Origin of the sequence: Pseudomonas fluorescens (assembly GCF_900215245.1) — a bacterium.
GTDB classification, from domain to species: Bacteria; Pseudomonadota; Gammaproteobacteria; order Pseudomonadales; family Pseudomonadaceae; genus Aquipseudomonas; species Aquipseudomonas fluorescens.
Genome location: NZ_LT907842.1, coordinates 3,521,356 through 3,547,674 on the forward strand (window position 1 = coordinate 3,521,356; position 26,319 = coordinate 3,547,674).

Sequence of the window (26,319 nt, forward strand, 5' to 3'; positions counted from 1 at the left end):
CAGTCGCCACATCTATTGACTGATCCACCGCCTTCGCGAGCAGCTCGCGCCCACATTTGATCTGCAGTGTTTTACAAATTGGGTGACTTCAGCGCCGCCATAATCGCATCCGGGTTGTAGTCGCGAATCAGCGTGCCATTCACGTCCACAAATGGGATCCCGCCGCCGCCCAAGGCCTCATAGGCCTTGCGCGCCTGGGCGTCCTTCTCGATATCCAGCGCCTGGTACGGAATGCCTTTCTGATCCAGAAAGCGCTGGGTCTGCTTGCAGTAGCCACACCACTCGGTGGCGTAGAGCACCACGCGCGCTGAGGCGCGCACCTGCTCGGACACCACCTGCGAGGGGTTGAACAGCCGCTCGACCTTGCCCCAGTTCTGGAAGACCACCACGACCAGCAATACCAGCAGGACTTTCTTGAAAACCCCGCCAAGCATCAGTTACGGCGCTTGAGCTGGTCGGTCAATTGGGTCGGCAGCCCCTTGATGATCAAGGTGCCGGCGGCCTCGTCGTATTCGATCTTGTCGCCCAGCAGGTGCGCTTCAAAGCTGATCGACAGCCCCTCGGCACGCCCGGTGAAACGACGGAACTGGTTGAGGGTGCGTTTGTCAGCCGGGATCTCCGGCGACAGGCCGTAGTCCTTGTTGCGGATATGGTCATAGAACGCCTTGGGCCGATCTTCATCGATCAAACCCGACAGCTCTTCCAGGCCCATCGGTTCGCCAAGCTTGGCCTGGCTGCTGGCGTAGTCCACCAGGGTCTTGGTTTTCTCACGGGCCGATTCATCCGGCAGGTCTTCGCTTTCGACGAAGTCGCTGAACGCCTTGAGCAGGGTGCGGGTTTCGCCCGGGCCGTCGACGCCTTCCTGGCAACCGATAAAGTCGCGGAAATACTCCGAGACCTTCTTGCCGTTCTTGCCCTTGATAAAGGAGATGTATTGCTTGGACTGCTTGTTGTTCTGCCACTCGGACACGTTGATCCGCGCTGCCAGGTGCAATTGGCCCAGGTCCAGGTGGCGCGACGGGGTCACGTCCAGCTCGTCAGTCACCGCCACGCCTTCGCTGTGGTGCAGCAGGGCGATGGCCAGGTAGTCGGTCATGCCTTGTTGATAGTGGGCAAACAGCACGTGGCCGCCGGTGGAGAGGTTGGACTCCTCCATCAGCTTTTGCAGGTGCTCGACCGCCGTGCGGCTGAAGGTGGTGAAGTCCTGGCCGCCGTCGAAATACTCCTTCAACCAGCCGCTGAACGGGTGCGCGCCGGACTCGGCATGGAAGAAGCCCCAGGCCTTGCCTTGTTTGGCGTTGTAGCTCTCGTTGAGGTCGGCAAGCATGTTCTCGATGGCGGCGGATTCGGACAACTCCGAATCGCGGGCATGCAGAACTGCGGGTGTGCCGTCGGGTTTTTTGTCGATCAGGTGAACAATGCAATGACGGATCGGCATAGGCTTCTCGGCTGGTTGAAGGGGAGCGGTTGGCCTCCCCGAAAAGTCGCCCAGTGTACCGCACCCATTGGCCAAGACACGTGTCCAAGGGTGCTTTGGTCGCTCTCCGACGGGCTATATGCCTTTTTTTCACGGTTTAGAGCGATAAAGCTGACCAAATGGGTATGTTGAGGCGGATATTTCCCCGTCTCTGTGCTAGTTTTGCCCCGTCTTACGCCAAGTCTCGGCGTTAAGCGTGCATTCAGCATCTGTCAGGTCGAACCAATCCCCGTTTCAAGCATCTATAACCCCGATCTCCGTGGTTATAGCCGGGGGTGCCAGACCATGACGGTCGGGCTCGACGGCTGACACTGCACTCTGCAATCCATATGAATTTGATAGGGAAGGAACACCACAATGGCTATTACTAAAGACCAACTGATCGCTGACCTGGCTGAAGCAGTAGACGCACCGAAAACTACCGTGCGCGCTCTGCTGGACCAACTGAGCCAAGTTGTTGCTGATCAGCTGGAAAACGGCGGCGAAATCACTCTGCCAGGCGTTGGCAAACTGAAAGTGACCGAGCGTCCAGCCCGTACTGGCCGTAACCCTTCGACTGGCGCCGCCATCGAAATCGCTGCCAAGAAAGTTATCAAGCTGGTTGTGGCCAAAGGCCTGACCGACGCTGTTAACAAGTAAGACGCAGCAAAAAAAACCGTGCTTCGGAGCGATCCGGGCACGGTTTTTTGTTGTCTGCGGTTTAACCGTGGGTCAGTCGCGAACCCAGCGTTGGCGCCAGATCTGCTGCTCGTTCTTGGTCTGGAAAGTCCAGGCCACGAAACGGCTTTGCTTTTGGCCCTGGGACATTTCCACCACCTGGCTTTCCAGCACGCCGGCTTTTTTGAGCGCTGTCTCAATCGCGGGCAAATTCGACGCTTTTGACACCAGTGTGCTGAACCACAACACCTTGTGGGCAAAATGCGCGCTCTCAGCGATCAGTTGCGTGACAAAACGCGCTTCGCCGCCTTCACACCACAACTCCGCCGATTGCCCGCCGAAGTTCAGCACCGGCAGCTTGCGCTTGGGATCAGCTTTACCCAGGGCGCGCCATTTACGCTCGCTGCCCTTGGTGGCTTCGTCCATGGACGCGTGGAAGGGCGGGTTGCACATGGTCAGGTCAAAGCGCTCACCCGGCTCCAGCAAGCCCAGCAGGATCTGCTTGGGGTTGGGTTGCTGGCGCAGTTGGATGACCTTGCTCAGGTCATTGGACTGCACGATAGCCTTGGCGGCGGCCACAGCGATAGGATCGACCTCGGAACCGAGGAAATTCCAGCGATATTCCATATAGCCAATCAGCGGGTAGACGCAGTTGGCGCCCATGCCGATGTCCAGCACCTTGACGATAGAGCCGCGCGGAATCTTGCCGTCGTTAACGCTGGCCAGCAGGTCGGCGAGGAAGTGCACATAGTCGGCACGCCCCGGCACTGGCGGGCAGAGGTAATCCTGCGGGATATCCCAATGCTGGATGCCATAGAACGATTTAAGCAGTGCCCGGTTAAACACCCGCACCGCGTCCGGGCTGGCGAAGTCGATGCTCTCTTTGCCATAAGGGTTGATGATTACGAATTTCGCCAGTTCCGGCGTGGTCTTGATCAGCGCCGGGAAGTCGTAACGGCCTGTGTGGCGGTTGCGCGGGTGCAAGGTAGCCTCTTTGCGCGGCGCGACGGGCTTGGCCGGGGCTGCGGTTTTAGGCTGCTTGCGCGGTGGTTTGGGTGTGCTGGGGGCGGTCATGTTGATTCTGGTGTGGGCTCAAAGTGGTGGGTATTGTCACACATTCCTGACTGAAAACAGGAATATCTAGCTTTGGGAGAGTAACCAGAATGCGCGTAAAAACGGAATTATAACGTGAAGAGTTATTCTTTAATGGTTAGCTGACCTGTTATTTCTGACAGTAGATTATTGATTTTTCAGTGTGTTAATTTTTTATTGAAAAACACAGGCTGTGTCTCAATCTACTTAAGGTAATACACAATGAATAAGCACTTTTCTGTCATTTTAGTTGGGTCGATCTTGCTGGCGATGAATGCGTGGGCGGCTGAGGAGTCTCCTTCGGAGAATACGATGAATGGTAAAGCCGCCGGGACTATTATTGTAGAGTCAGCAGGCGCGTCTGCGTTTCGGGTCAGTGATGGCGACTTTGCCGATCCGCTCACTATTGGAGTGGCTGGGGCTTCACTCAGAGAAGGTAAAAACCTCTTTATTGAAAATAATGGTTCAAAGGCGACTAATATTAGCGTCCAGAATACGACCCTTTCTTCTCCGCTGAATCTTCCAGCGGGATCAAATGTCCAGTTTACTGTTACTTCGGGGAAATGGGTTTCTAAAGGGGTCAGGACGAATGGGAAAGTGGGTGATCCGGGTACGGGCCAGGTAAATGTTCCGCCTGTATCGCAATAAGCCCGCCCTCAACCTGCTGCTCGCTCGTGGCAAGTTGATAGTTGCCATATTGATCAAAAAGCGCCCATAAAAAAGAGACCTGAGAAGGTCTCTTTTTTACATGGTTTCCAGCTTACAGACTGGAGATCCACACATGTGCTCGGCCAGCTTACCCAACGCTCGCTCAGCCTCGGCCAACTTGGCGGGTTCCTTCTCGATCACTTCAGCCGGCGCATTGTCCAAAAACGCCGAGTTGGACAGCTTGCCGTCCACTTGCTGCACGGCCAAGCTCGTACAAAGAGCATGGCAAAGACATAGTGATCGGCAGTGTGCTACGCGGGTTTGAGTATGCGAAAGCGCAAGTCAGAGCCAAGGTTGAGCATCCGTTTCGGGTGATCAAGCGCCAGTTTGGCTATACGAAAGTGCGCTTTCGTGGTCTGACGAAAAGCAGTGCTCAGCAGACGACGTTGTTCGCCTTGTCGAACTTGTGGATGGTGCGAAAACGATTGTTGAATACTGGAGAGGTGCGCCTGTAATGCGGGCTAATCGCCCTGAAACAGCGCGACTTAGAGGAAAATCATGAATTAAGAAGTGGAAAGGTCTAATGATTCGACCGAATCAGCGCTTTTTGAACCTCACGCAAAGAGGGGATCAAAAAACGGTGGGTACTTCAGACCTTCCTTAGGGGGTGCACTTTCAACTTGGTGGCGGCGTGTATCAGGCCGATGCCGGCTCCCGAGTGCATCGGGAGCGCGGTGTTAGCGAGATCTCCATCGTGAGTAGGAGATGTTGCTTGGTTAAACTCGATTAGCCAATGAGGCGTCCATGTCCAGTACGAACATGCGCCATTTTGAATGTCTTATTCTTTTGATTTCTGCGACGCCAACGAAATCCCGAATAGGACCCCGGCAAAACGAGCCGTATATTTTTTTGTAGTTCTGCGCTTGAAGTGACGTGATCAATTCGCTGAGCGGTATCTGACCCTTTGGGCGAATAATATCGATATTATGGGCCGCTGCTAATTGTTTCATTACTTTGTCCAGGTCTTGCGGCGTTTTGAGAATATTGTTGGTTACCATGTCTTTAGGCTTGAACTCGGTCAAGATATAGTCGGGTGCTAATTTGGGGTTAAGTGAATTGTGTGCTTTGCTTATATAGTTTCCATTCAGCCTTCCCGAAAGATGCTGTAGCAATCGGCTATCATCTGTCGCAATTGACGCGCCTTTAGGTGCTAAAAAATGAAGGTCCACTCCTGATGGAAGAGCGAATCGGAACTTCTCGGCACGCGACGCTCCGTGGCTGTAAATATACGCTTTAGTAGCGTTCGGACCTCCGCTGTAAAGCTCATATGAAGCGGGTCCATTGTGAAAACCAAGACTCCGTGTCTTAACGGTCAGCGTTTCAACGCCCATCTGGCCTTTGGCTATGCTGCTGTGTTGATACGCGAGACTGGTTTCCCTGGCTGCCCCCTTTGCCCCTGCTCTTGCAGCGCGCAAAGCTAGCCCGGCGCCTGCGCCTGCTTCGAGCAGACCGGTCCCGAGTGCAGCCCAACCTAATGCTTCTGAGAGGTCAGGGTCACTTTCTCGTAGTGCCGCAGAGGCGATACCAAAGCCCGCGGACACAGTAGCTAAACCTACCGCTGCTACCGTCCACCCTATTGAAGCACCGCCGGTAAAGGGTGCCAGTGCGATACCGATTACGCCGATCCCCACAGCGGCTACAACCGGGTTTTCGATCGCTGGCGCGTGGGTAATGACAGAGTATTGGTTCAAGACCTCCGCGAACCCAGAGGGGTCACTTTTATTGACCGGGTCGTTGCTGCAATACCGATATCGATTTGATCCACCTGCACCAAACGGACTGATAGGGTCAGGAGCGTCAAAGCTTTGTTTCGCAGGATTGTAGACTCTCGCTCCGTTCCCCAGAGGATAATTACCGGTAACGCTGTCCATGGGGTGGCCGTTAAACCCAACCCACGAGCGCTGATCGATGGTATGAGGGCGATAGCCGTATGGCGTGTAAACAAAGTATGAAATTGAATTGGTAGACAGGTCGTAACTGGCAATCACCGAGCCTTTGATGTCTTTTACCTCGAAACTGCGGCTTGTTGTTGGCATGTTGCTGTCTTGGTTGATACTCTGCTGCAGCAATAAGCAGGAAGTGCTCTGGTTCATCAAAATAGAAGTGCGGTAGCTAAAAACTCCATTGCTGCTAAATACACCTTTCCGAGCGTATTGGAAGTCATCTTTATAATAGTACTGGTCGTAGTGGTTCGTACCTGAGCACCCAGCGAGTCGGCCAATGTTGTCGTAATGGTAGTCGAAACGTTGTTGTGCGTCACTGTGAACGGTTAATTGACCCTGGATATTGTAAGTGAGTGGGAAGCCGTCTTTGTTTATAAGATAACCAAGGCTGTCATATTTATAAGAATGAGTTTGTTGAGTCTTACCTCTCTGAAGTGTAGTGGATTGAGGTTGGCAGGGGTCTGCAGCCCCAAATGTGTATTTATCGATAAACGTACTGCCATTGCTTGTCACGGTACATTGAATCAGGTTGCCGGCCATGTCGTATATAAAATCCTGTCGGTCAATCACATAGCGGTCAGGTGTGGAGGGTTTATGGGGGCCGCTGCACAGATAGGTTTCGAGTTGCCCTCTGAAATCGTAACGGTACTCTTCCTTGCGCAACAGTGATGCATCTTGCAGTATTTCCATTTCAGCGATTAAAGAGGTGGTATACGTTGTTTTTAATGTAAGGAGTGGAAAACCTGTGGCATTGAATTGACGTTGAATTTCTTGACCGGATGCGTTGTAAGTGTACGCAGTCGTCATGGTCTTACCATGGGTTAGATCATTCAATGTTTCGGATTCCAGTCTACCTAGCGGGCCATATATAAAGTCTACGGTCAGCGTTGCGCTGGCGCTGTTCAGTAGACGGCCTTGGGTGTCGTAAGTGTATTGAGTGCTGTTACCGAACGCATCAGTTGATCGCAGTAAGAGGCCTTGAATGGAGTATTCGTATCTTGCTTGAGAGGTAGTTGAATCACTACCTCGGTAAATGCCTCCGGTAATGGTTTCAGTAAGGGTACGGGTTTGCGCGTCCCAAGCATTGCTCAGCTTAATGCGAGTAGATGAGGTGTTCGTTGCGCTGGGTTGAGTATCTGCTTTGCCCCAATTCCCGCTGCCGATATAGGCATAGTTCACTTTAGTGCCGCCGAGTACGGTAGCCGTCACGCGGCTCAGGCCATCTACTGTCTGGGTGCCCAGTGAAACTGTTTGGCCGCTGGATTCCAGCTTGGCAGCTGTCGCTACGGGTGCTTGGATATGGGCAGGAAAGTCATTAATCGTTGTGATACCGGCGGTTTCCACACGGCTTACGCGACCAAAAGCGTCGTAATTACGGTGAATCGCATATGCCTCGCTTGAAGTCTCGGTGGTCAGACGACCCAGGGCGTTGTAGCGATACGTCTGTGAGCTCACGAACTTACCATTGGCATGAAGATACGACTCGTGGCGTTGTTCTCCACCGGGTTCGTCGAATACCTGTATGGTGCGCCCGCCCGTTTCACTGCCTTGTGCTACCCAGGTTGAGGTCTTGCGGTTGACCGGGTCGTACGAAAAATTCTCGGTCTCACCACTCGCGGCCCACTTGATTTCTGAGAGCTGCCCCCAGCGGTCATAGCTGAAGTTACGTGTTTGCGTGGGCAATTGCGTTTTATTGGCGGTGTAGTCGAATTGTGTCGTGGACGCCTCTCGACCTTGGGCGTCGTAAGTTATTTCGTATAACTTCAGCCATGAACCATCAGTGTGTAGCCACTCGTTTCGGATGGGGCGGCCCAACGTATCAAATACGTCTCTGCTTTGTTCTCCGAACGGGCTGGTACGCGTTACTTGAGTTTCGGTGCCAGCGTCTACGTAGGTGAAAGTGGTCGTGCCTTTGAGCTCGGGCTCGCCGTCATATACGGTTTGTTGGATTATACGGCGCTGCGCGTCGTATTCATAAAGGGTCGTATTGTCTTGGGCATCAATGTGGGACTTAAGCAAGCCGGTGAGCGTTTGAATGACTTGAGTTCCGGTGACTGCAGGTGCAGTGCCCGCGGTCACATTAGTGGTTGTAGTGAGTTGATTGTTGGAAAGCCCGTAGCCGATTGCAGTACTGACTACAGAGCCCGGAACGACCTTGCCGGCGGCGTCAAGGATAGATTGCGTGCTGTTCAATAACCGCCCATGGTGAGGTGAATTAATGTCAGTATCATAAGTATTCTCTTCAAGCACCATGTTGCCGTTCGCCCATGATGAGAGCCTGCCATTGGCATCCCCAACCGGGTTATAGATTGTCAATTTTTTCGAAGGTTTGAGGGTTGGACCTTTTACCAGGGCGTCTTTGACCGGCAGCCCATCGTAACTGTAGAAGGTCCACTGCAAGTCAGTCCGTTGGCCGTTGTTCAGGGTATAGACCTTTTCGGATTCGACGTGAACCTTGAAGTAATTTGGGTCGCCAGGGCAACGAATGGCCACCGGGAGGTTGAAGGTCTGTTGACCGTTACTGGTGACGTAAGGCGAAATAACCTTTTGGCGCAGCTCACGTGTACCCCAGGTCAACCCGGCTTTACCGAACAGCTGGAATCCCCAGCCGATAGGGTTTGCGTAATCACCTATGGCCGCAATAACACTCAAAGGCGTTGTGGGAGTGTTAACTCTTTCTGTTTTGACGAGTATGTCTTCTTCCAACATTCCCCGATAATAAGTCCACTCCGTTGTTACGCCGTTTTCTGTCTTTGAAATGATGTTGCCTAAGGTGTCCATTGTGATAACGACGACTTCCTTGCGAGCGGTCAGGTCGGGGTTGGTGTAGGTCGTGCTAGTGGTGCTTTCAATACGGTCTGGGAGGGGGTCATTAGCGGCACCCGTGAGGACAGTCCCTCCGTTTTTCACGGTTCTACTTAACTCAACGGTTTTCAATAATAAGCCATCTACCCAAGTTGTTTCTTTTGTCGGTAGGCGGTTGGTCGAAAACTGATATTCAGTTTTTTTATTGCCTATCTCCGTTACTGAGGTGATTTGGTTGCCTTTTGAGGTGGTGTAAATATATTGATTGTTTTGTATGATGGTCGCGTTGTTGTCGGTAATAAGGTGGTTGGAAACTTTGCCGTTCTGATAACTAATTGCCTCCGTGAGTCCGCTGCTGTGTTTTATTTTGCTGATAGAGCCGGTGTACTCGAACGCTGTCGTGTCTATCTGGTTGCTCTGCCGTACTGTACTCAACAAGCCCTCGGTAAATTGAAAATCCATCGTGTAATTGTCGTTGGTTCCTGGCCATACATCGAAAGTGACCTTCATTTTGCTGCCGAGCATGGTGTAACCAACGGTCAATAGGGTTCCTGACTCGTCGGCTACTGACTGTAGGCGTGGGAGCCACAGGTCTATGAGTGAGTTGGTTTCTTTAATCAAATCCCATTGGAGGTAAATTTTATGCCCAGAGGGTGAACTTATTGTAGTTGGAAGATAATAGCCTTCATCTATTTGCGGGTTGGATGAGGGGGCTCGGAATTTGGTAAGACGTTCTTGTTTTCCACTTTTATGTGTGAATTTAAGTTGCTTGCTATCCCGGCTGATAACGACGTGGGGTAAGGCAATATCGCTTTTTCCGTCCCATGTCCAACTGGCTCCGTTCTCTAAGTAAATTTCGCCGAAATTGTTGCTCGGAAGTGTTGGTAGAAGGTCTTCGTAAAAATAAGCATGGTTAAATCGGATACTACAATTTTCGAGGTAGTGGGTGCCGCGGCCCGACGTGTGGTAAACCTTCAGATCCAAAGTCGGGCCCAACCCATTATTTCCAACTAATTCAGCTATCGGGATAAATGTGCAAAATGCGCCCGAAAAGGGGTCGACCCCATGAATATTCGGGCTACCTTCGTCAACGACACGTTGTTCAACAGCTGTCGAATTAGCCATCTGGAAACTCCTTAAAAAGTAGGCTGCCTCCGTGCTCAAAATGATGCACGGCAGAGAGCTTTGTTTCAGAGTAATGCCGCTTTCCAGTGGGTTGATACTGTCAATGTTCACAGTTTTTTATAACTTTTCGCGCTTAAGTGTCTCCATAGTTAGATCAGTTAATTTTGCGCAAAAAAAAGAGACCCGAAGGTCTCTCTTTTTATTCCAGCATTGACTTACAAGCTGGCAATCCGACTGCGTTGCTCCGCCAACTTGCCCTGAGCCTGTTCAGCTTCAGCCAACTTGGCGCGCTCCTTATCGATCACCTCCGCCGGCGCCTTGTCGACGAACGCCGCGTTGGACAGCTTGCCGCCCACTCGCTGCACTTCGCCTTGCAGGCGCAGGATTTCCTTATCGAGACGGGCCAATTCCGCGCCTTTGTCGATCAGGCCGGCCATCGGCACCAGCACTTCCATCTCGCCGACCAGCGCGGTCGCGGACAGCGGTGCTTCGGCGCCGTCAGCCAATACCGTGATCGACTCCAGCTTCGCCAGCTTCTTGAGCAGTGCGTCGTTCTCGCTGAGGCGACGCTGATCTTCGCTGCTGGCGTTCTTCACAAACACTGCCAACGGCTTGCCCGGCCCGATGTTCATCTCGGCACGGATGTTACGCGTGCCCATCATCAGGGTCTTGAGCCATTCGATATCGCTTTCGGCCGCCTCATCGATGCGCGCTTCATTGGCCACCGGCCAAGGTTGCAGCATGATGGTTTTGCCTTCGATACCGGCCAGCGGCGCGATGCGCTGCCAGATCTCTTCGGTGATGAACGGCATGAACGGGTGCGCCAGGCGCAGTGCCACTTCCAGTACGCGTACCAAGGTGCGACGGGTGCCCCGTTGGCGCTCGATCGGCGAGTTTTCGTCCCACAGTACGGGCTTGGACAGTTCCAGGTACCAGTCGCAATACTGGTTCCAAATGAACTCGTACAAGGCCTGTGCGGCCAGGTCGAAACGGAACTGGTCAAGTTGGCGGGTTACTTCGGCTTCGGTGCGCTGCAACTGCGAGATGATCCAGCGATCCGCCAGGCTCAGCTCAACTGCTTCGCCGTTCTGGCCGCAGTCTTCGCCTTTATCAAGCACGTAACGCGCGGCGTTCCAGATCTTGTTGCAGAAGTTGCGATAGCCTTCGACGCGGCCCATGTCGAACTTGATGTCGCGACCGGTGGACGCCAACGAGCAGAAGGTGAAACGCAGGGCGTCGGTGCCGTAGCTGGCAATGCCGTCGGCGAACTCGTCGCGGGTCTGCTTCTCGATCTTCTTCGCCAGTTTTGGCTGCATCAGGCCCGAGGTGCGCTTCTGCACCAGGGTTTCCAGGTCGATGCCGTCGATGATGTCCAGAGGGTCCAGGACGTTACCCTTGGACTTGGACATCTTCTGGCCCTGGCCATCCCGCACCAGGCCGTGTACGTACACGGTCTTGAACGGTACCTGCGGGGTGCCGTCCTCGTTCTTCACCAGGTGCATGGTCAGCATGATCATCCGGGCAACCCAGAAGAAAATGATGTCGAAGCCGGTCACCAGTACATCGGTGGAGTGGAATTTCTTCAGGAACTCGGTCTGCTGCGGCCAGCCCAGGGTGGAGAAGGTCCACAGGCCGGAGCTGAACCAGGTGTCCAGTACGTCGTTGTCCTGTTGCAGCGCAACGTCCGGGCCGAGGTTGTGCTTGGCGCGCACTTCGGCTTCGTCGCGGCCTACATAGACTTTGCCCGACTCGTCGTACCAGGCCGGAATGCGGTGGCCCCACCACAGCTGACGGCTGATGCACCAGTCCTGGATGTCGCGCATCCACGAGAAGTACATGTTTTCGTACTGTTTGGGCACGAACTGAATGCGGCCGTCTTCCACGGCAGCAATCGCAGGCTCGGCCAATGGTTTGGTGGACACGTACCACTGGTCGGTCAGCCACGGCTCGATGATGGTGCCGGAACGGTCGCCCTTCGGCACTTTGAGGCCGTGGTCGTCAACGCTCACCAGCAAGCCGGCAGCGTCAAAGGCGGCCACGATCTGCTTGCGCGCTTCGAAACGGTCGAGGCCGGCGTATTCGGCCGGGATCTTGCCGTCGATGCTGTCGTTCAGCGTGCCGTCCAGATTGAACACCTGACAGGCCGGCAATACGGCGGCGTTTTTGTCGAAGATGTTCAACAGCGGCAGGTTGTGGCGCTTGCCGACTTCGTAGTCGTTGAAATCGTGGGCCGGGGTGATTTTCACGCAGCCGGTGCCGAATTCAGGGTCACAGTAGTCGTCTGCGATGATCGGGATACGGCGACCCACCAACGGCAGCTCGACGAACTTGCCGATCAGCGCCTGGTAGCGCTCGTCGTTCGGGTTAACTGCGACGGCGGCGTCGCCGAGCATGGTTTCCGGACGGGTGGTGGCGACGATCAGGTAGTCGTTGCCTTCAGCGGTCTTGGCGCCATCGGCCAGCGGGTACTTGAGGTTCCACAGGAAACCTTTCTCGTCGTGGTTTTCCACTTCGAGGTCGGAAATCGCCGTGTGCAACTTGGTGTCCCAGTTGACCAGGCGCTTGCCACGGTAGATCAGGCCGTCTTCGTGCAGGCGTACGAAGGCTTCTTTCACGGATTCCGACAGGCCGTCGTCCATGGTGAAGCGCTCGCGGCTCCAGTCGACGGACGAACCCAGGCGACGGATCTGACGGCTGATATTGCCGCCGGACTGGTCTTTCCATTCCCAGATCTTTTCCAGGAATTTCTCGCGACCCAGGTCGTGACGGTTCTGGCCGGTGGCCTCGAGTTGGCGTTCCACCAGCATCTGCGTGGCGATACCGGCGTGGTCGGTGCCCGGTTGCCACAGGGTGTTGCGGCCCTGCATGCGGCGGAAACGGATCAACGCATCCATGATCGCATTGTTGAAGCCATGGCCCATGTGCAGGCTGCCAGTGACGTTCGGTGGCGGAATCATGATGGTGTAGGACTCGCCCGCGCCTTGCGGGGCGAAATAGTTCTCGGACTCCCAGGTGTTGTACCAGGAAGTTTCAATGGCGTGCGGCTGGTAGGTCTTATCCATGCGCGGCGGGACCCTATTGGCATTTATTCAGGAAAAGCCGGGAAGTATAGCGGGGATGAGCCAGCGCGCGTAGGGCGAGGTGATGGGCGATGTAAAAAACTGCATCACCCGGTTGAACTCGATGTGGTTTACACGGGCTGGCACTCTCTTTTTGAGCGAGGGTAATTGTTACGTAAGCCCATTCTGGCAATACGCTGCTGTTCAGACCGATTTAGCCCCGTGAAATGGGCGCTTGGTCGCTGGGATCGCACGCTGAGTCATTGTGCTTCGCGCGTCACCAGCTACCGTGCGACCAGACTGGTTTATGTCTTGCTCATGGTCAGGATAACTGCTGTCCAGCCAGACACCTGACCACCGTTGGCATTGAATTCCGCCAGGGCCAGTGGCGTCGAGGTGGAGTAGATGTCCTGACTCAGTTGCAGGTTCCAATCACCGTTGCTGTCAGCTTGAGGTTTGCCAAACAACACGCTGCCGCCTTCAAGATAAACGTAGACGATGGCATTGGGCGCGGCTTTGCCGGTCAGCAAGGGGCGCAGTGAGTTGACGGTGGTGGGGCTGGTGAGTTGAGGCGCGCTGCCGGAAGGCAAGGTGTTACTGGTGGGTGCAGTGCTCATGGTCAGGGTAACTGCTGTCCAGCCAGACATCAGAGCACCGTTGGCATTGAATTCCCCCAGAGACAGTGGCGTCGAGGTGGAGTAGATGTCCTGACTCAGTTGCAGGTTCCAATCACCGTTGCTGTCAGCTTGAGGTTTGCCAAACAACACGCTGCCGCCTTCAAGATAAACGTAGACGATGGCATTGGGCGCCGCTTTGCCGGTCAGCAAGGGACGCAGTGAGTTGACGGTGGTGGGGCTGGTGAGTTGAGGCGCGCTGCCGGAAGGCAAGGCGTTACTGGTGGGTGCAGTGCTCATGGTCAGGGTAACGGCTGTCCAGCCAGACATCAGAGCACCGTTGGCATTGAATTCCCCCAGAGACAGTGGCGTCGAGGTGGAGTAGATGTCCTGACTCAGTTGCAGTTGCCAATCACCGTTGCTGTCAGCTTGAGGTTTGCCAAACAACACGCTGCCGCCTTCAAGATAAACGTAGACGATGGCATTGGGCGCCGCTTTGCCGGTCAGCAAGGGACGCAGTGAGTTGACGGTGGTGGGGCTGGTGAGTTGAGGCGCGCTGCCGGAAGGCAAGGCGTTACTGGTGGGTGCAGTGCTCATGGTCAGGGTAACGGCTGTCCAGCCAGACATCAGAGCACCGTTGGCATTGAATTCCCCCAGAGACAGTGGCGTCGAGGTGGAGTAGATGTCCTGACTCAGTTGCAGTTGCCAATCACCGTTGCTGTCAGCTTGAGGTTTGCCAAACAACACGCTGCCGCCTTCAAGATAAACATAGACGATGGCATTGGGCGCCGCTTTGCCGGTCAGCAAGGGGCGCAGTGAGTTGACGGTGGTGGGGCTGGTGAGTTGAGGCGCGCTGCCGGAAGGCAAGGTGTTACTGGTGGGTGCAGTGCTCATGGTCAGGGTAACGGCTGTCCAGCCAGACATCAGAGCACCGTTGGCATTGAATTCCGCCAGGACCAGTGGCGTCGAGGTGGAGTAGATGTCCTGACTCAGTTGCAGGTTCCAATCACCGTTGCTGTCAGCTTGAGGTTTGCCAAACAACACGCTGCCGCCTTCAAGATAAACGTAGACGATGGCATTGGGCGCCGCTTTGCCGGTCAGCAAGGGGCGCAGTGAGTTGACGGTGGTGGGGCTGGTGAGTTGAGGCGCGCTGCCGGAAGGCAAGGTGTTACTGGTGGGTGCAGTGCTCATGGTCAGGGTAACGGCTGTCCAGCCAGACATCAGAGCACCGTTGGCATTGAATTCCGCCAGGACCAGTGGCGTCGAGGTGGAGTAGATGTCCTGACTCAGTTGCAGGTTCCAATCACCGTTGCTGTCAGCTTGAGGTTTGCCAAACAACACGCTGCCGCCTTCAAGATAAACGTAGACGATGGCATTGGGCGCCGCTTTGCCGGTCAGCAAGGGGCGCAGTGAGTTGACGGTGGTGGGGCTGGTGAGTTGAGGCGCGCTGCCGGAAGGCAAGGTGTTACTGGTGGGTGCAGTGCTCATGGTCAGGGTAACGGCTGTCCAGCCAGACATCAGAGCACCGTTGGCATTGAATTCCGCCAGGACCAGTGGCGTCGAGGTGGAGTAGATGTCCTGACTCAGTTGCAGGTTCCAATCACCGTTGCTGTCAGCTTGAGGTTTGCCAAACAACACGCTGCCGCCTTCAAGATAAACATAGACGATGGCATTGGGCGCCGCTTTGCCGGTCAGCAAGGGGCGCAGTGAGTTGACGGTGGTGGGGCTGGTGAGTTGAGGCGCGCTGCCGGAAGGCAAGGCGTTGCTGGTGGGTGCAGTGCTCATGGTCAGGGTAACGGGTGTCCAGCCAGACATCAGAGCACCGTTGGCATTGAATTCCCCCAGAGACAGTGGCGTCGAGGTGGAGTAGATGTCCTGACTCAGTTGCAGGTTCCAATCACCGTTGCTGTCAGCTTGAGGTTTGCCAAACAACACGCTGCCGCCTTCAAGATAAACATAGACGATGGCATTGGGCGCCGCTTTGCCGGTCAGCAAGGGGCGCAGTGAGTTGACGGTGGTGGGGCTGGTGAGTTGAGGAGGGCTGCCGGAAGGCAAGGCGTTACTGGTGGGTGCAGTGCTCATGGTCAGAATAACGGCTGTCCAGCCAGACATCAGAGCACCGTTGGCATTGAATTCCGCCAGGACCAGTGGCGTCGAGGTGGAGTAGATGTCCTGACTCAGTTGCAGGTTCCAATCACCGTTGCTGTCAGCTTGAGGTTTGCCAAACAACACGCTGCCGCCTTCAAGATAAACGTAGACGATGGCATTGGGCGCGGCTTTGCCGGTCAGTAAGGGACGCAGTGAGTTGACGGTGGTGGGGCTGGTGAGTTGAGGCGCGCTGCCGGAAGGCAAGGCGTTGCCAGAACCAGATAGTGCGATGTTAAGCGTATGGGCCGTATCGGCCGATAGCCTAGCGGATTGACTGAACTGGCCGAACTTCAACGTGACCTGGCCAGGAGCAAGATCTTGAGGAAATGGGTAGGTCCAGTTGCCGTTGGCGTCGGCATAACAATCGCCGTAGTAGACGTTGACGGCATCATTGTGCACACCAATCCTGGCGTTGGGCGCGGCTTTGCCGGTGAATGTTGGTCGGACTGTCTGGACGGAGCTGTTGTTGGCCGGGCTGTTGATGACAGGTGGGGTGCCATCGGCCATGGCGCCGTCCCCAGTGCTCGTCAATAAAACCGTCAACTGAACACCCACCCAAGGCGATAAAGCGTTGCCCCCGGCATCATTCGCGATCAACGCAAGGTCTACCCAGTTATTGGCATCAACGACAAGGTCAGTAGTCGGCGTGGCTTCCCAATAGCCATTACTGTCCGCACCCACTGAAGCGTAGTAAACGCTGCCACCCGAATGGGCAATCACCACAGTCGCATTCGGTGGTGCCGTCCCTGTAAGCCACGGGCGAAGGGAGTCAACGATAGTCAGGCTGGTGAGAACGGGGGAATTATCTGACTCGGAGGGGCCGTTTCCTGCCATTGGAGAAGGGTCGCCAACGTGAAAGGCAAGATTGGGTGCATACCCTTGGCTCAGGTCGTAATAGGCGGAGACAGAATAGGGGCCCAAAGGTAGCGCTATATCGGATTGAGTCAGCCAGTTACCGTTTTCATCGACGGTTGTTTGTGCAACGACTAGACCGGTACCTGATTGACATATGGAGACAGGTTGGCCTGGAGTTCCTTCGCCGAAGAAAATCGGGAAGCGCACAGGTGTCCATTCGGTAATTGGATAGAACAGAGTGGGAACGCCCATCATGTAAATCTCCGACGAGGGATAATTTCAGATGAGCTTTGTCCTTAATCGCTGGGACATCTACTGTTAGAAATACCAGTTACGACAGGCGGCCAGGTCATGATGTGAGTCGATACGTGCCCACTTTTTGGCACCGGCCGCGTCGCGACACAGGCATTCTGGACATACTCCTGGATCAAGACTGATATTGATTGAGCAACCGCTCCATCCGCGCATCCATCCGCCGTTTGATCTCGGCTTCAATATGCGGGGCAAAGTCGTCGATCACATCCTGCATGATCAGTTGCGCGGCGGCACGCAGTTCATTGTCCAGGTGCAGCAGCAACGCGTCGGGTGCTTTTTCTGCGGCGGGTGCCGGTTCGGCAGCGGGGGCTGGTGTGACAGGTTCAGGTGCGGCAGGTTTGCCACCGACCATGTCGAACAACAGCGGAATCTGTACCTCACCCTCAACCGTTTCGGTCAGCAGCGGCGGTTGCAAGTCGTCATCACCGAGCAATTGACGGATCGACTCCAGGTCGTCCAGCAAGTGGTCGTCTTTTTTAATCGGGTTGGGAGTGTCCATCATGTGCTCAAAGTCGTTGTAGCCGGTGATCTTGCAGAGGATAGCCCTGTTCGCGGTAGAAACGGAAACTCTCCCGCGCAGCCTGACGAATAGCCGGGTCTTCCACCACCACTTCCGCCACACGGGCAAAAGCCTTGGCAAAGGCCGGTACTTTCAGATCCAGGTTGACCAGCAGGTCATGGTGACTGCCGCAGTTGTCGCCCAGACCCAACACAATCAGGCCTTCGGGTTCGGACTCGGCGGGGCCGTGGGGCACGAAGCTTTCGCCCTTGAAGCGCCACAGGCGGGCGTCGAGGTCTTCACGCTGGGCGGCATCGCTGCAGTGCAGGTAGATGCGGTGGCCCATGCGCCAGGCTTTTTCGGTGAGTTTGCAGGCAAAGTCCAGGCGCGCAGAGGGATCGGCGCTGGGCAATATATAGAAGTCGACTTGGGTCATTGCGGTTCCTGAGACCGGAGCGGCGCGAGGGCCGCCCCGGAATCTTCAGTTTCAGGCTTTGGCGCGATCCAGCAGGTATTGGGTCAGCAGTGGCACCGGACGGCCAGTGGCGCCCTTGTCCTTGCCGCCGCTGGTCCAGGCCGTGCCGGCGATGTCCAGGTGGGCCCAGTTGAAGTTCTTGGCAAAGCGCGACAGGAAGCAGGCCGCAGTGATGGTGCCGGCTTTCGGCCCGCCGATGTTGGCGATGTCGGCGAACGGGCTGTCGAGCTGTTCCTGGTATTCGTCGAACAGTGGCAGCTGCCAGGCGCGGTCGTCGGCAGCCTTGCCGGCGCTGAGCAGTTGCTCGATCAACTCGTCGTTGTTACCCAGCAGGCCCGAGGTGTGGGAGCCCAGGGCGACGATGCAGGCACCGGTCAGGGTGGCGATGTCGATGACCGCTTGTGGCTTGAAGCGTTCGGCGTAGGTCAGCGCATCGCACAGCACCAGGCGGCCTTCGGCGTCGGTGTTGAGGATCTCGACGGTCTGGCCGCTCAGGGTGGTGACGATATCGCCCGGACGGGTGGCGCCGCCGCTCGGCATGTTCTCGGCACACGCCAGGATGCACACCAGGTTGATCGGCAGCTTGAGCTCCAGCACGGCGCGCAGGGTGCCGAACACGCTGGCGGCACCGCCCATGTCGTACTTCATCTCATCCATGCCGGCGCCCGGCTTGAGGCTGATGCCGCCGGTGTCGAAGGTGATGCCTTTACCCACCAGCGCGTAAGGCTTCTCGGATTTCTTGCCGCCGTTGTATTGCATTACGATCAGGCGTGGCGGCTGGTCGCTGCCCTGGCCCACGGCGTAGAACGAGCCCATGCCCAGTTCCTTGATCTTTTTCTCGTCCAGCACTTCAACCTTCAAGCCCTTGAACTCTTTGCCCAGCGCCTTGGCTTGTTCGCCCAGGTAGGTTGGGTGGCAGATGTTCGGCGGCAGGTTACCCAGGTCGCGGGTGAACGACATGCCGTTGGCGATGGCAGTGGCGTGGGTGACGGCGCGCTCGACTTCAGCCTGGGCGGCCTTGATGGTCAGCAGGGTGATTTTCTTGATGGCGCGCGGTTCGGCCTTCTGGCTCTTGAACTGGTCGAAGACGTAACCGCCGTCCACCAGGCTTTCGGCCAGCAGGCGGGTCTTGCCGTAGCTGTCGCGGCCTTTTACTACGATTTCATCGAGGGCCAGTGCCGCATCGGCGCCGCCCAGGCCTTTAAGGGTGGTGAGAAGGGTGCTGATGATCTTGCGGAACGGGCGGTCGCCCAGTTCGGCGTCCTTGCCCACGCCCACCAGCAATACGCGGTCGGCTTTAAGGTTAGGCAGGCTTTGCAGCAGCAGGCTCTGGCCGACTTTGCCGGCCAGGTCGCCGCGCTTGAGGACCGCGCTGATGGCGCCGCCGCTCAGTTCGTCGAGTTGCTTGGCGGCGACGCCGAGCTTGCGCCCTTCGCCGACGGCGACCACGAGGGTGGCGGTTTTCAACGTTTCGGGGCTAACGCTTTTTACAACCAATTCCATTTTCGGGTCCCTTATATAAGGTCGGTGAGCCTGGAGTCTGTGTACCCAGGCTTAAAGCGAGGCAGCTGTGTAAACCGCCCGCGACAAAGGCCGCAGTTTGAACCTCGCCGGCGGAGCCTGACAACCCTTGCCGCACGCTTTGTGCACGTGCATGAGCAAGCACCGTGACAGGCGCGGTCAATCACAGGATAATGCGCCATCTTTTTAGCCGGCCCGTGTAAACGGGTCGACTCGGTATGCTTGCTTGTTTGGCCGCCTTAGCCTGACAACCCTGGAGTGTCTGGTTTGATCGTCTTCCGTTATCTGTCCCGCGAAGTCCTGTTGACCCTGAGTGCCGTGAGTGCGGTATTGCTGGTCATCACCATGAGTGGTCGTTTCGTCAAATTCCTCGCCCAGGCCGCCTCGGGCGCCCTGGACCCAGGCTCGTTGTTCCTGATCATGGGCTTTCGCCTGCCGGGGTTTTTGCAACTGATCCTGCCGCTCGGCCTGTTCCTGGGCATTCTGCTGGCCTATGGCCGGTTGTACCTGGAAAGTGAAATGACCGTGCTTTCGGCCACCGGCATGAGCCAGCAGCGTCTGCTGGCCATGACCATGGTGCCCGCGACCGGCGTTGCCCTGCTGGTGGCGTGGTTGAGCATGAGCCTGGCGCCCCAGGGCGCCATGCAGTTCCAGCTGCTGCTGAACAAGCAGGATGCCATGACCGAGTTCGACACCCTCGAGCCCGGGCGCTTTCAAGCGCTCAACGACGGTACGCGGGTGACCTATACCGAAACCATGACCGATGACCGTTCCAACCTGGGCGGCGTGTTTATTTCCCAGAAAAACCTCGGGCAGAATCAGAAAGACCGTGGGATCTCGATTCTGGTGGCCAACAGCGGGCGCCAGGAAGTACGCCCTGACGGCAGCCGTTACCTGATCCTGGAAAATGGCTTTCGTTACGACGGCAGCCCAGGGCTGGCGGATTACCGGGCGATCAAGTACGACACGTATGGCGTAATGCTGGCCAAGCCGGAGATCAGCGAAGAGGTCACCGACCGCGACGCACTCCCGACGTCGTCGCTGTTCGGCAATACGGAACTGCGCTCCGTCGCAGAACTGCAATGGCGAATTTCCCTGCCGCTGCTGGTGTTTATCGTGACCTTGATGGCGGTGCCGCTGTCGCGCGTCAACCCGCGTCAGGGCCGTTTCCTCAAGCTGCTGCCAGCGATCCTGCTGTACATGGCCTACCTGACCCTGCTGATTTCCGCCCGTGGCTCCCTGGAGAAGGGCAACCTGTCGCCGGCGCTCGGCCTGTGGTGGGTGCACGGCGTCTTCCTGGCGATCGGCCTGGGGCTGCTCTACTGGGAACCTATCCGTTTGAACATGAAGAGCCGTCGTGGCCTGAAGGAGTTGGCTCGTGGCTAAGCTCGATCGCTACATTGGTAGCAGCGTACTGATCGCCATCCTGGCGGTATTGGGCATCATCCTTGGCCTGGCCTGCTTGTTCGCCTTCATTGATGAAGTCGGCAATGTCACCGACACCTATACGGTCACGGACGTGCTGAGCTACGTGGCGCTGACCGCGCCGCGCCGTCTCTACGACATGATGCCGATGGCGGCACTGATCGGTTGCCTGATCGGCCTGGGCAGCCTGGCCAGCAGCAGCGAATTGACCATCATGCGCGCCGCCGGTGTTTCCATCGGCCGTATCGTCTGGGCGGTGATGAAACCCATGCTGTTGCTGATGGCCTGTAGTGTGCTGATCGGCGAATACGTCGCGCCACCCACCGAAGCCACGGCCCAGGCCAATCGCGCCCTGGCCCAGGGGTCGGGGGATGCGCAGAGCGCCAAGCACGGCCTGTGGCACCGCCAGGGTGATGAATTTATCCACATCAACGCCGTGCAGCCGGGCGGTCTGTTGGTGGGTGTGACGCGTTATACGTTCGATAAAGAGCGGCACATGCTGACCTCCAGCTTCTCCAGGCGCGCGCAGTACGATGAAGGGAAGTGGGAGCTGTACGACGTCACCACGACTTATTTCCATAATGTAGGGCAGGGCAACAAGGCCAGCACCGAAGTCGTCAATGTGCCGTCCGAGCAATGGGACATCGCCCTGAAGCCGGAGCTGCTCAACACCGTGGTGATGATCCCGGAAGCGCTGCCGATCTCCGGGTTGTGGAGCTATATCCACTACCTCAAGGACCAGGGGCTGAACAACGGCCGCTACTGGTTGGCATTTTGGGTCAAGGTGTTGCAGCCGGTGGTCACCGCCGCGCTGGTATTGATGGCTATTTCGTTCATCTTCGGCCCGTTGCGTTCCGTGACCCTTGGCCAGCGGGTGTTCACCGGCGTGCTGGTGGGCTTTACCTTCCGTATCGCCCAGGACCTGCTGGGCCCGTCGAGCCTGGTGTTCGGTTTCTCGCCGCTGTTTGCGGTGCTGGTGCCGACCGCCATCTGCGCCCTGGCCGGGTTCTGGCTGTTGCGTCGGGCCGGTTGATTCGGCGCTTATGAACAAAAAATGCCCCGCTCCCAGGATCGGGGCATTTTTGTTCTGGTCAGCAAAGATGACGCCCGGCCTGAGCATCAGGTACAATTCCCGGCTATTTTTCAGCGGGCAATCTGCCTGCAGCCTTTTTGAGTGTTGATCCGTGAGTGATTTGAGTCATATCCGCAATTTCTCCATCATCGCCCACATTGACCATGGCAAGTCGACGCTGGCCGATCGATTCATCCAGATGTGCGGCGGCCTTGCCGAGCGTGAAATGGAAGCCCAGGTCCTGGACTCCATGGACCTTGAGCGTGAACGCGGGATCACCATCAAGGCCCACAGCGTTACCCTGTACTACACCGCCAAAGACGGTATCAAGTACCAGCTGAACTTCATTGACACCCCCGGCCACGTTGACTTCACTTACGAAGTCAGCCGCTCGCTGGCGGCATGTGAAGGCGCCTTGCTGGTGGTTGACGCCGGCCAGGGCGTTGAAGCCCAGTCCGTTGCCAACTGCTACACGGCGATCGAGCAGGGCCTTGAGGTCATGCCGGTACTGAACAAGATCGACCTGCCCCAGGCCGATCCGGACCGTGTTAAAGAAGAAATCGAAAAGATCATCGGCATTGATGCCACCGACGCCGTCGAGTGCAGCGCCAAGACCGGCCTGGGCGTCGATGAAGTGCTCGAACGCCTGGTCAAGACCATTCCTGCGCCTACCGGCAACTACGAAGATCCGCTGCAAGCGTTGATCATCGACTCCTGGTTCGACAACTACCTGGGGGTTGTTTCCCTGGTACGTGTGCGCCACGGCCGGGTGAAGAAGGGCGACAAGATCCTGGTTAAATCCACCGGCAAGATCCACCTGGTGGACAGCGTCGGCGTGTTCAACCCCAAGCACACCGCTACCACTGACCTGAAGGCCGGTGAAGTTGGCTTCATCATCGCCGGTATCAAGGACATTCACGGTGCGCCGGTCGGTGACACCCTGACCTTGAGCTCCACCCCTGATGTAGACGTGCTGCCGGGCTTCAAGCGCATCCAGCCGCAGGTTTACGCCGGCCTGTTCCCAGTGAGCTCCGACGACTTCGAAGACTTCCGTGAAGCCCTGCAAAAGCTGACGCTCAACGATTCGTCGTTGCAGTACACCCCGGAAAGCTCCGACGCTCTCGGCTTCGGCTTCCGTTGTGGCTTCCTCGGCATGCTGCACATGGAAATCATCCAGGAGCGCCTTGAGCGCGAATACGACCTGGACCTGATCACCACCGCGCCAACGGTTATTTTTGAGCTGGCGCTGAAAACCGGTGAAACGATTTACGTCGATAACCCGTCCAAGCTTCCAGATCTGTCCTCCATTGAAGACATGCGCGAGCCGATCGTGCGGGCCAATATCCTGGTCCCGCAGGAACACCTGGGCAACGTCATTACCCTGTGTATCGAAAAACGTGGCGTACAGCACGACATGTTGTTCCTCGGTACCCAAGTGCAAGTGACCTACGATTTGCCGATGAACGAAGTGGTCCTGGACTTCTTCGACCGTCTCAAATCCACCAGTCGCGGCTATGCTTCGCTGGATTACCATTTCGACCGTTACCAATCGGCTAATCTGGTGAAGCTGGATGTGCTGATCAACGGCGACAAGGTCGATGCGCTTGCGCTGATCGTGCACAAGGACAACGCGCACTACAAAGGTCGTCAGCTGACCGAGAAGATGAAAGAACTGATTCCGCGCCAGATGTTCGACGTCGCGATCCAGGCCGCCATTGGCGGGCAGATCATTGCGCGAACCTCCGTCAAGGCACTCAGAAAGAACGTACTGGCCAAATGCTACGGCGGTGACGTAAGCCGTAAGCGCAAACTGCTTGAGAAGCAAAAGGCCGGTAAAAAACGCATGAAGCAAGTGGGCAACGTGGAAATTCCACAAGAAGCCTTCCTTGCGGTGCTCAGGTTGGATAGTTAGGTCCTATGTCACTAAATTTCCCGCTGTTGCTGGTCATCGCCGTTGCCGTTTGCGGTCTCCTGGCGTTGCTCGATCTGGTGTTCTTCGCCCCGCGTCGGCGGGCGGCTATCGCGTCCTATCAGGGCAGCGTCAGCCAGCCCGATGTCGTGGTGATCGAGAAGCTGAACAAAGAGCCTTTGCTGGTTGAATACGGCAAGTCGTTCTTTCCCGTGCTGTTCATCGTACTGGTGCTGCGGTCATTTCTGGTGGAGCCGTTTCAGATCCCTTCGGGGTCGATGAAACCTACCCTGGACGTCGGCGACTTCATCCTGGTGAACAAGTTTTCCTACGGGATCCGCCTGCCGGTCATCGACAAGAAAGTCATTCCGGTCGGTGATCCGCAGCGCGGCGATGTGATGGTGTTCCGCTACCCTAGCGACCCGAACGTCAATTACATCAAGCGCGTGGTCGGCCTGCCGGGCGATGTGATTCGCTACACCAGCGACAAGCGTCTGTTCGTCAACGGGGAGTCGGTGGCCGAGAAATTGATCGGTGCCGAGCCGAACACCCTGGGCAGTGCCGAGTTGTACCAGGAAAAACTCGGGGCGGTAGAGCACCAGATCCGCAAGGAAATGACCCGCTACCGTTCGCCGCCTGACACCGAATGGAAAGTGCCGGCCGGGCACTACTTCATGATGGGCGACAACCGCGACAACTCCAACGACAGCCGTTACTGGGATGACCCCAACATTCCCAAGGACCTGCTGGGCATGGTTCCCGACGAGAACATTGTCGGCAAGGCCTTTGCTGTCTGGATGAGCTGGCCGGAACCCAAACTCAGCCACCTGCCGAACTTCTCGCGGGTCGGGCTGATCAAGTAATACAGGCGGCGCTGTGAACACAGCGCCGAATGCTTTTCTGGGGTGGGGACAATTCATGGCCCGGCCCCATGCGACACCAATCAGGATTTGAATTTGAACACTGCGTCAATCGTCGATGGCCGCCGGTGCCACCAAACAGATATGGGTAAACCGTGAGCGTTTCTTTAAGCCGTCTCGAGCGTCAGCTCGGCTACACCTTCAAGGATCAGGAATTGATGGTCCTTGCCCTCACACACCGCAGTTTTGCCGGGCGTAATAACGAACGCCTGGAATTCCTCGGTGATGCCATCCTTAACTTTGCCGCCGGTGAGGCGCTGTTCGAGCGTTTCCCTCAAGCGCGCGAAGGTCAGCTGTCACGCCTGCGCGCGCGCCTGGTCAAAGGTGAGACCCTGGCCGTGCTGGCCCGTGGTTTCGGCCTGGGCGAGTACCTGCGCCTGGGGTCGGGTGAGCTGAAAAGCGGTGGCTTCCGTCGCGAGTCGATCCTGGCCGATGCCCTTGAGGCGTTGATCGGTGCGATCTACCTCGATGCAGGCATGGAGACCGCCAAGGAGCGCGTAGTCGCCTGGCTGGCTTCGGAGATCGAAAGCCTGACGCTGGTCGACACCAACAAAGATCCCAAGACCCGCCTGCAGGAATACCTGCAGTCGCGTGGTTGCGAACTGCCACGCTACGAAGTGGTGGATATCCAGGGTGAGCCGCATTGCCGCGTATTTTTCGTGGAATGTGAGATCACCTTATTGAATGAAAAAAGCCGAGGTCAGGGTGTGAGCCGTCGTATTGCCGAACAGGTAGCGGCCGCTGCAGCACTGATTGCCCTGGGCGTGGAGAATGGCCATGACTGATTCAACCGCAACACGCTGTGGCTATGTTGCCATCGTCGGCCGCCCGAACGTGGGCAAGTCCACGCTGCTGAACCACATCCTGGGCCAGAAGCTGGCGATCACCTCGCGCAAGCCGCAGACCACTCGCCACAACATGCTGGGTATCAAGACCGAAGGCACCGTGCAAGCGGTGTATGTCGACACCCCGGGCATGCACAAAGGCGGCGAAAAGGCCCTCAACCGTTACATGAACAAGACCGCTTCGGCGGCGTTGAAAGACGTCGACGTGGTGATATTCGTGGTCGACCGCACCAAGTGGACCGACGAAGACCAGATGGTTCTGGAACGTGTGCAGTACGTCACCGGCCCTTTGATCGTCGCGCTGAACAAGACCGACCGTATCGAAGACAAAGCCGAACTGATGCCGCACCTGAGCTGGCTGCAGGAACAACTGCCGAACGCCCAGATCATCCCGATCTCGGCCCAGCACGGCCACAACCTTGAGGCCCTGGAACGCGTGATCGCCGAGCACCTGCCGGAGAACGAGCACTTCTTCCCGGAAGACCAGATCACCGACCGCAGCAGCCGTTTCCTCGCCGCCGAACTGGTACGCGAGAAAATCATGCGCCAGATGGGTGCCGAGCTGCCGTACCAGATCACCGTTGAAATCGAAGAGTTCAAGCAGCAGGGCAAAACCCTGCATATCCACGCGCTGATCCTCGTCGAACGCGACGGCCAGAAAAAAATCATCATTGGCGACAAGGGCGAGCGCATCAAGCGCATCGGCACCGAAGCGCGCAAGGACATGGAATTGCTGTTCGATTCCAAGATCATGCTTAACCTGTGGGTGAAGGTTAAGGGTGGCTGGTCCGATGATGAGCGCGCGTTGCGCTCTCTGGGCTACGGCGACCTGTAAGGACACCGCAGGGCAAAAAT

General features: G+C 56.7%; 17 protein-coding genes and 2 pseudogenes. 9 read left to right on the plus strand and 10 right to left on the minus strand.

Features of this window, described 5'->3' with window-relative positions:
* Positions 1-71: 71 nt before the first annotated feature.
* Complete coding sequence (locus tag CPH89_RS16335; RefSeq protein WP_053254563.1) at positions 72-434, minus strand: glutaredoxin family protein; 363 nt, start codon at positions 432-434, stop codon at positions 72-74.
* A complete protein-coding gene (yejK, locus tag CPH89_RS16340; protein WP_003171997.1) occupies positions 434-1,438 on the minus strand; it encodes a nucleoid-associated protein YejK in 1,005 nt (334 codons plus the stop codon). Before yejK ends, CPH89_RS16335 begins: the two co-directional genes overlap by 1 nt.
* Positions 1,439-1,834: 396 nt before the next feature.
* On the opposite strand from yejK, the gene CPH89_RS16345 reads away from it, so the two are divergent.
* Complete coding sequence (locus tag CPH89_RS16345; protein WP_003188840.1) at positions 1,835-2,116, plus strand: HU family DNA-binding protein; 282 nt, start codon at positions 1,835-1,837, stop codon at positions 2,114-2,116.
* A 72-nt stretch (positions 2,117-2,188) separates the two neighbouring features.
* Here the strand turns inward: CPH89_RS16345 and rlmF are convergent, their stop codons facing one another.
* Positions 2,189-3,208: a 23S rRNA (adenine(1618)-N(6))-methyltransferase RlmF gene (rlmF, locus tag CPH89_RS16350; RefSeq protein ID WP_053254564.1), complete on the minus strand. Its 1,020-nt coding sequence runs from the start codon at positions 3,206-3,208 to the stop codon at positions 2,189-2,191.
* A 240-nt stretch (positions 3,209-3,448) separates the two neighbouring features.
* Here rlmF and CPH89_RS30165 point away from each other — a divergent pair, with 240 nt between their 5' ends.
* Positions 3,449-3,874 (plus strand): hypothetical protein, encoded by a 426-nt coding sequence (locus tag CPH89_RS30165; protein ID WP_069551851.1) that lies wholly within the window; start codon positions 3,449-3,451, stop codon positions 3,872-3,874.
* A 112-nt stretch (positions 3,875-3,986) separates the two neighbouring features.
* On the opposite strand, the pseudogene CPH89_RS16355 reads toward CPH89_RS30165, so the two are convergent.
* Positions 3,987-4,135, minus strand: a pseudogene (locus CPH89_RS16355) (hypothetical protein); the annotation flags it as partial.
* Here CPH89_RS16355 and CPH89_RS16360 point away from each other — a divergent pair.
* Positions 4,126-4,389 (plus strand): annotated as a pseudogene (locus tag CPH89_RS16360) (transposase); the annotation flags it as partial. The pseudogenes CPH89_RS16355 and CPH89_RS16360 overlap by 10 nt on opposite strands.
* 261 nt (positions 4,390-4,650) lie before the next feature.
* On the opposite strand, the gene CPH89_RS16365 reads toward CPH89_RS16360, so the two are convergent.
* From CPH89_RS16365 to CPH89_RS16390, 6 genes are all read right to left on the minus strand, one after another.
* On the minus strand, positions 4,651-9,807 hold the full coding sequence (locus CPH89_RS16365) for an RHS repeat domain-containing protein (RefSeq protein ID WP_053254566.1): 5,157 nt from the start codon (positions 9,805-9,807) through the stop codon (positions 4,651-4,653).
* Between the two features lie 215 nt (positions 9,808-10,022).
* On the minus strand, positions 10,023-12,869 hold the full coding sequence (locus tag CPH89_RS16370; protein ID WP_053254567.1) for a valine--tRNA ligase: 2,847 nt from the start codon (positions 12,867-12,869) through the stop codon (positions 10,023-10,025).
* Positions 12,870-13,171: 302 nt separating this feature from the next.
* A complete protein-coding gene (locus CPH89_RS16375) occupies positions 13,172-16,135 on the minus strand; it encodes a hypothetical protein (protein WP_145963495.1) in 2,964 nt (987 codons plus the stop codon).
* A gap of 775 nt (positions 16,136-16,910) precedes the next feature.
* Positions 16,911-17,297: a hypothetical protein gene (locus CPH89_RS16380; protein WP_053254569.1), complete on the minus strand. Its 387-nt coding sequence runs from the start codon at positions 17,295-17,297 to the stop codon at positions 16,911-16,913.
* A 7-nt stretch (positions 17,298-17,304) separates the two neighbouring features.
* Positions 17,305-17,733, minus strand: coding sequence for a DNA polymerase III subunit chi (locus CPH89_RS16385; RefSeq protein ID WP_053254570.1), 429 nt, complete (start codon positions 17,731-17,733; stop codon positions 17,305-17,307).
* Positions 17,734-17,784: 51 nt separating this feature from the next.
* Entirely contained in the window at positions 17,785-19,275 is a 1,491-nt protein-coding gene (locus CPH89_RS16390) for a leucyl aminopeptidase (RefSeq protein WP_053254571.1), read from the minus strand.
* Positions 19,276-19,560: 285 nt separating this feature from the next.
* Between CPH89_RS16390 and lptF the strand changes: the two genes are divergently transcribed.
* The 6 genes from lptF to era all read left to right on the plus strand — a co-directional run bounded on the left by lptF (position 19,561) and on the right by era (position 26,299).
* Positions 19,561-20,679: an LPS export ABC transporter permease LptF gene (gene lptF, locus CPH89_RS16395; protein ID WP_053254572.1), complete on the plus strand. Its 1,119-nt coding sequence runs from the start codon at positions 19,561-19,563 to the stop codon at positions 20,677-20,679.
* Positions 20,672-21,751: an LPS export ABC transporter permease LptG gene (gene lptG / locus CPH89_RS16400; RefSeq protein ID WP_053254573.1), complete on the plus strand. Its 1,080-nt coding sequence runs from the start codon at positions 20,672-20,674 to the stop codon at positions 21,749-21,751. Before lptF ends, lptG begins: the two co-directional genes overlap by 8 nt.
* A 151-nt stretch (positions 21,752-21,902) precedes the next feature.
* A complete protein-coding gene (lepA, locus tag CPH89_RS16405) occupies positions 21,903-23,702 on the plus strand; it encodes a translation elongation factor 4 (protein ID WP_003210439.1) in 1,800 nt (599 codons plus the stop codon).
* 5 nt (positions 23,703-23,707) lie between these two features.
* Positions 23,708-24,562 carry a signal peptidase I gene (gene lepB / locus CPH89_RS16410; RefSeq protein ID WP_053254574.1) on the plus strand — a complete coding sequence of 285 codons (855 nt, stop codon included), beginning with the start codon at positions 23,708-23,710 and terminating at the stop codon, positions 24,560-24,562.
* A 152-nt stretch (positions 24,563-24,714) separates the two neighbouring features.
* Complete coding sequence (gene rnc, locus CPH89_RS16415) at positions 24,715-25,404, plus strand: ribonuclease III (protein ID WP_017136295.1); 690 nt, start codon at positions 24,715-24,717, stop codon at positions 25,402-25,404.
* Entirely contained in the window at positions 25,397-26,299 is a 903-nt protein-coding gene (gene era / locus CPH89_RS16420) for a GTPase Era (RefSeq protein WP_038851274.1), read from the plus strand. Before rnc ends, era begins: the two co-directional genes overlap by 8 nt.
* Positions 26,300-26,319 lie beyond the last annotated feature (20 nt).

Excerpts from the sequence above, each read along its gene's own strand:
- rlmF (WP_053254564.1), bottom strand. The coding sequence starts at position 3,208 with ATGACCGCCCCCAGCACACCCAAACCACCGCGCAAGCAGCCTAAAACC.
- yejK (WP_003171997.1), bottom strand. The coding sequence starts at position 1,438 with ATGCCGATCCGTCATTGCATTGTTCACCTGATCGACAAAAAACCCGAC.
- lepB (WP_053254574.1), top strand. The coding sequence starts at position 23,708 with ATGTCACTAAATTTCCCGCTGTTGCTGGTCATCGCCGTTGCCGTTTGC.
- CPH89_RS16390 (WP_053254571.1), bottom strand. The coding sequence starts at position 19,275 with ATGGAATTGGTTGTAAAAAGCGTTAGCCCCGAAACGTTGAAAACCGCC.
- CPH89_RS16385 (WP_053254570.1), bottom strand. The coding sequence starts at position 17,733 with ATGACCCAAGTCGACTTCTATATATTGCCCAGCGCCGATCCCTCTGCG.
- CPH89_RS16335 (WP_053254563.1), bottom strand. The coding sequence starts at position 434 with ATGCTTGGCGGGGTTTTCAAGAAAGTCCTGCTGGTATTGCTGGTCGTG.
- CPH89_RS16370 (WP_053254567.1), bottom strand. The coding sequence starts at position 12,869 with ATGGATAAGACCTACCAGCCGCACGCCATTGAAACTTCCTGGTACAAC.
- CPH89_RS30165 (WP_069551851.1), top strand. The coding sequence starts at position 3,449 with ATGAATAAGCACTTTTCTGTCATTTTAGTTGGGTCGATCTTGCTGGCG.
- CPH89_RS16380 (WP_053254569.1), bottom strand. The coding sequence starts at position 17,297 with ATGGACACTCCCAACCCGATTAAAAAAGACGACCACTTGCTGGACGAC.
- CPH89_RS16365 (WP_053254566.1), bottom strand. The coding sequence starts at position 9,807 with ATGGCTAATTCGACAGCTGTTGAACAACGTGTCGTTGACGAAGGTAGC.
- CPH89_RS16375 (WP_145963495.1), bottom strand. The coding sequence starts at position 16,135 with ATGGCCGATGGCACCCCACCTGTCATCAACAGCCCGGCCAACAACAGC.
- era (WP_038851274.1), top strand. The coding sequence starts at position 25,397 with ATGACTGATTCAACCGCAACACGCTGTGGCTATGTTGCCATCGTCGGC.
- CPH89_RS16345 (WP_003188840.1), top strand. The coding sequence starts at position 1,835 with ATGGCTATTACTAAAGACCAACTGATCGCTGACCTGGCTGAAGCAGTA.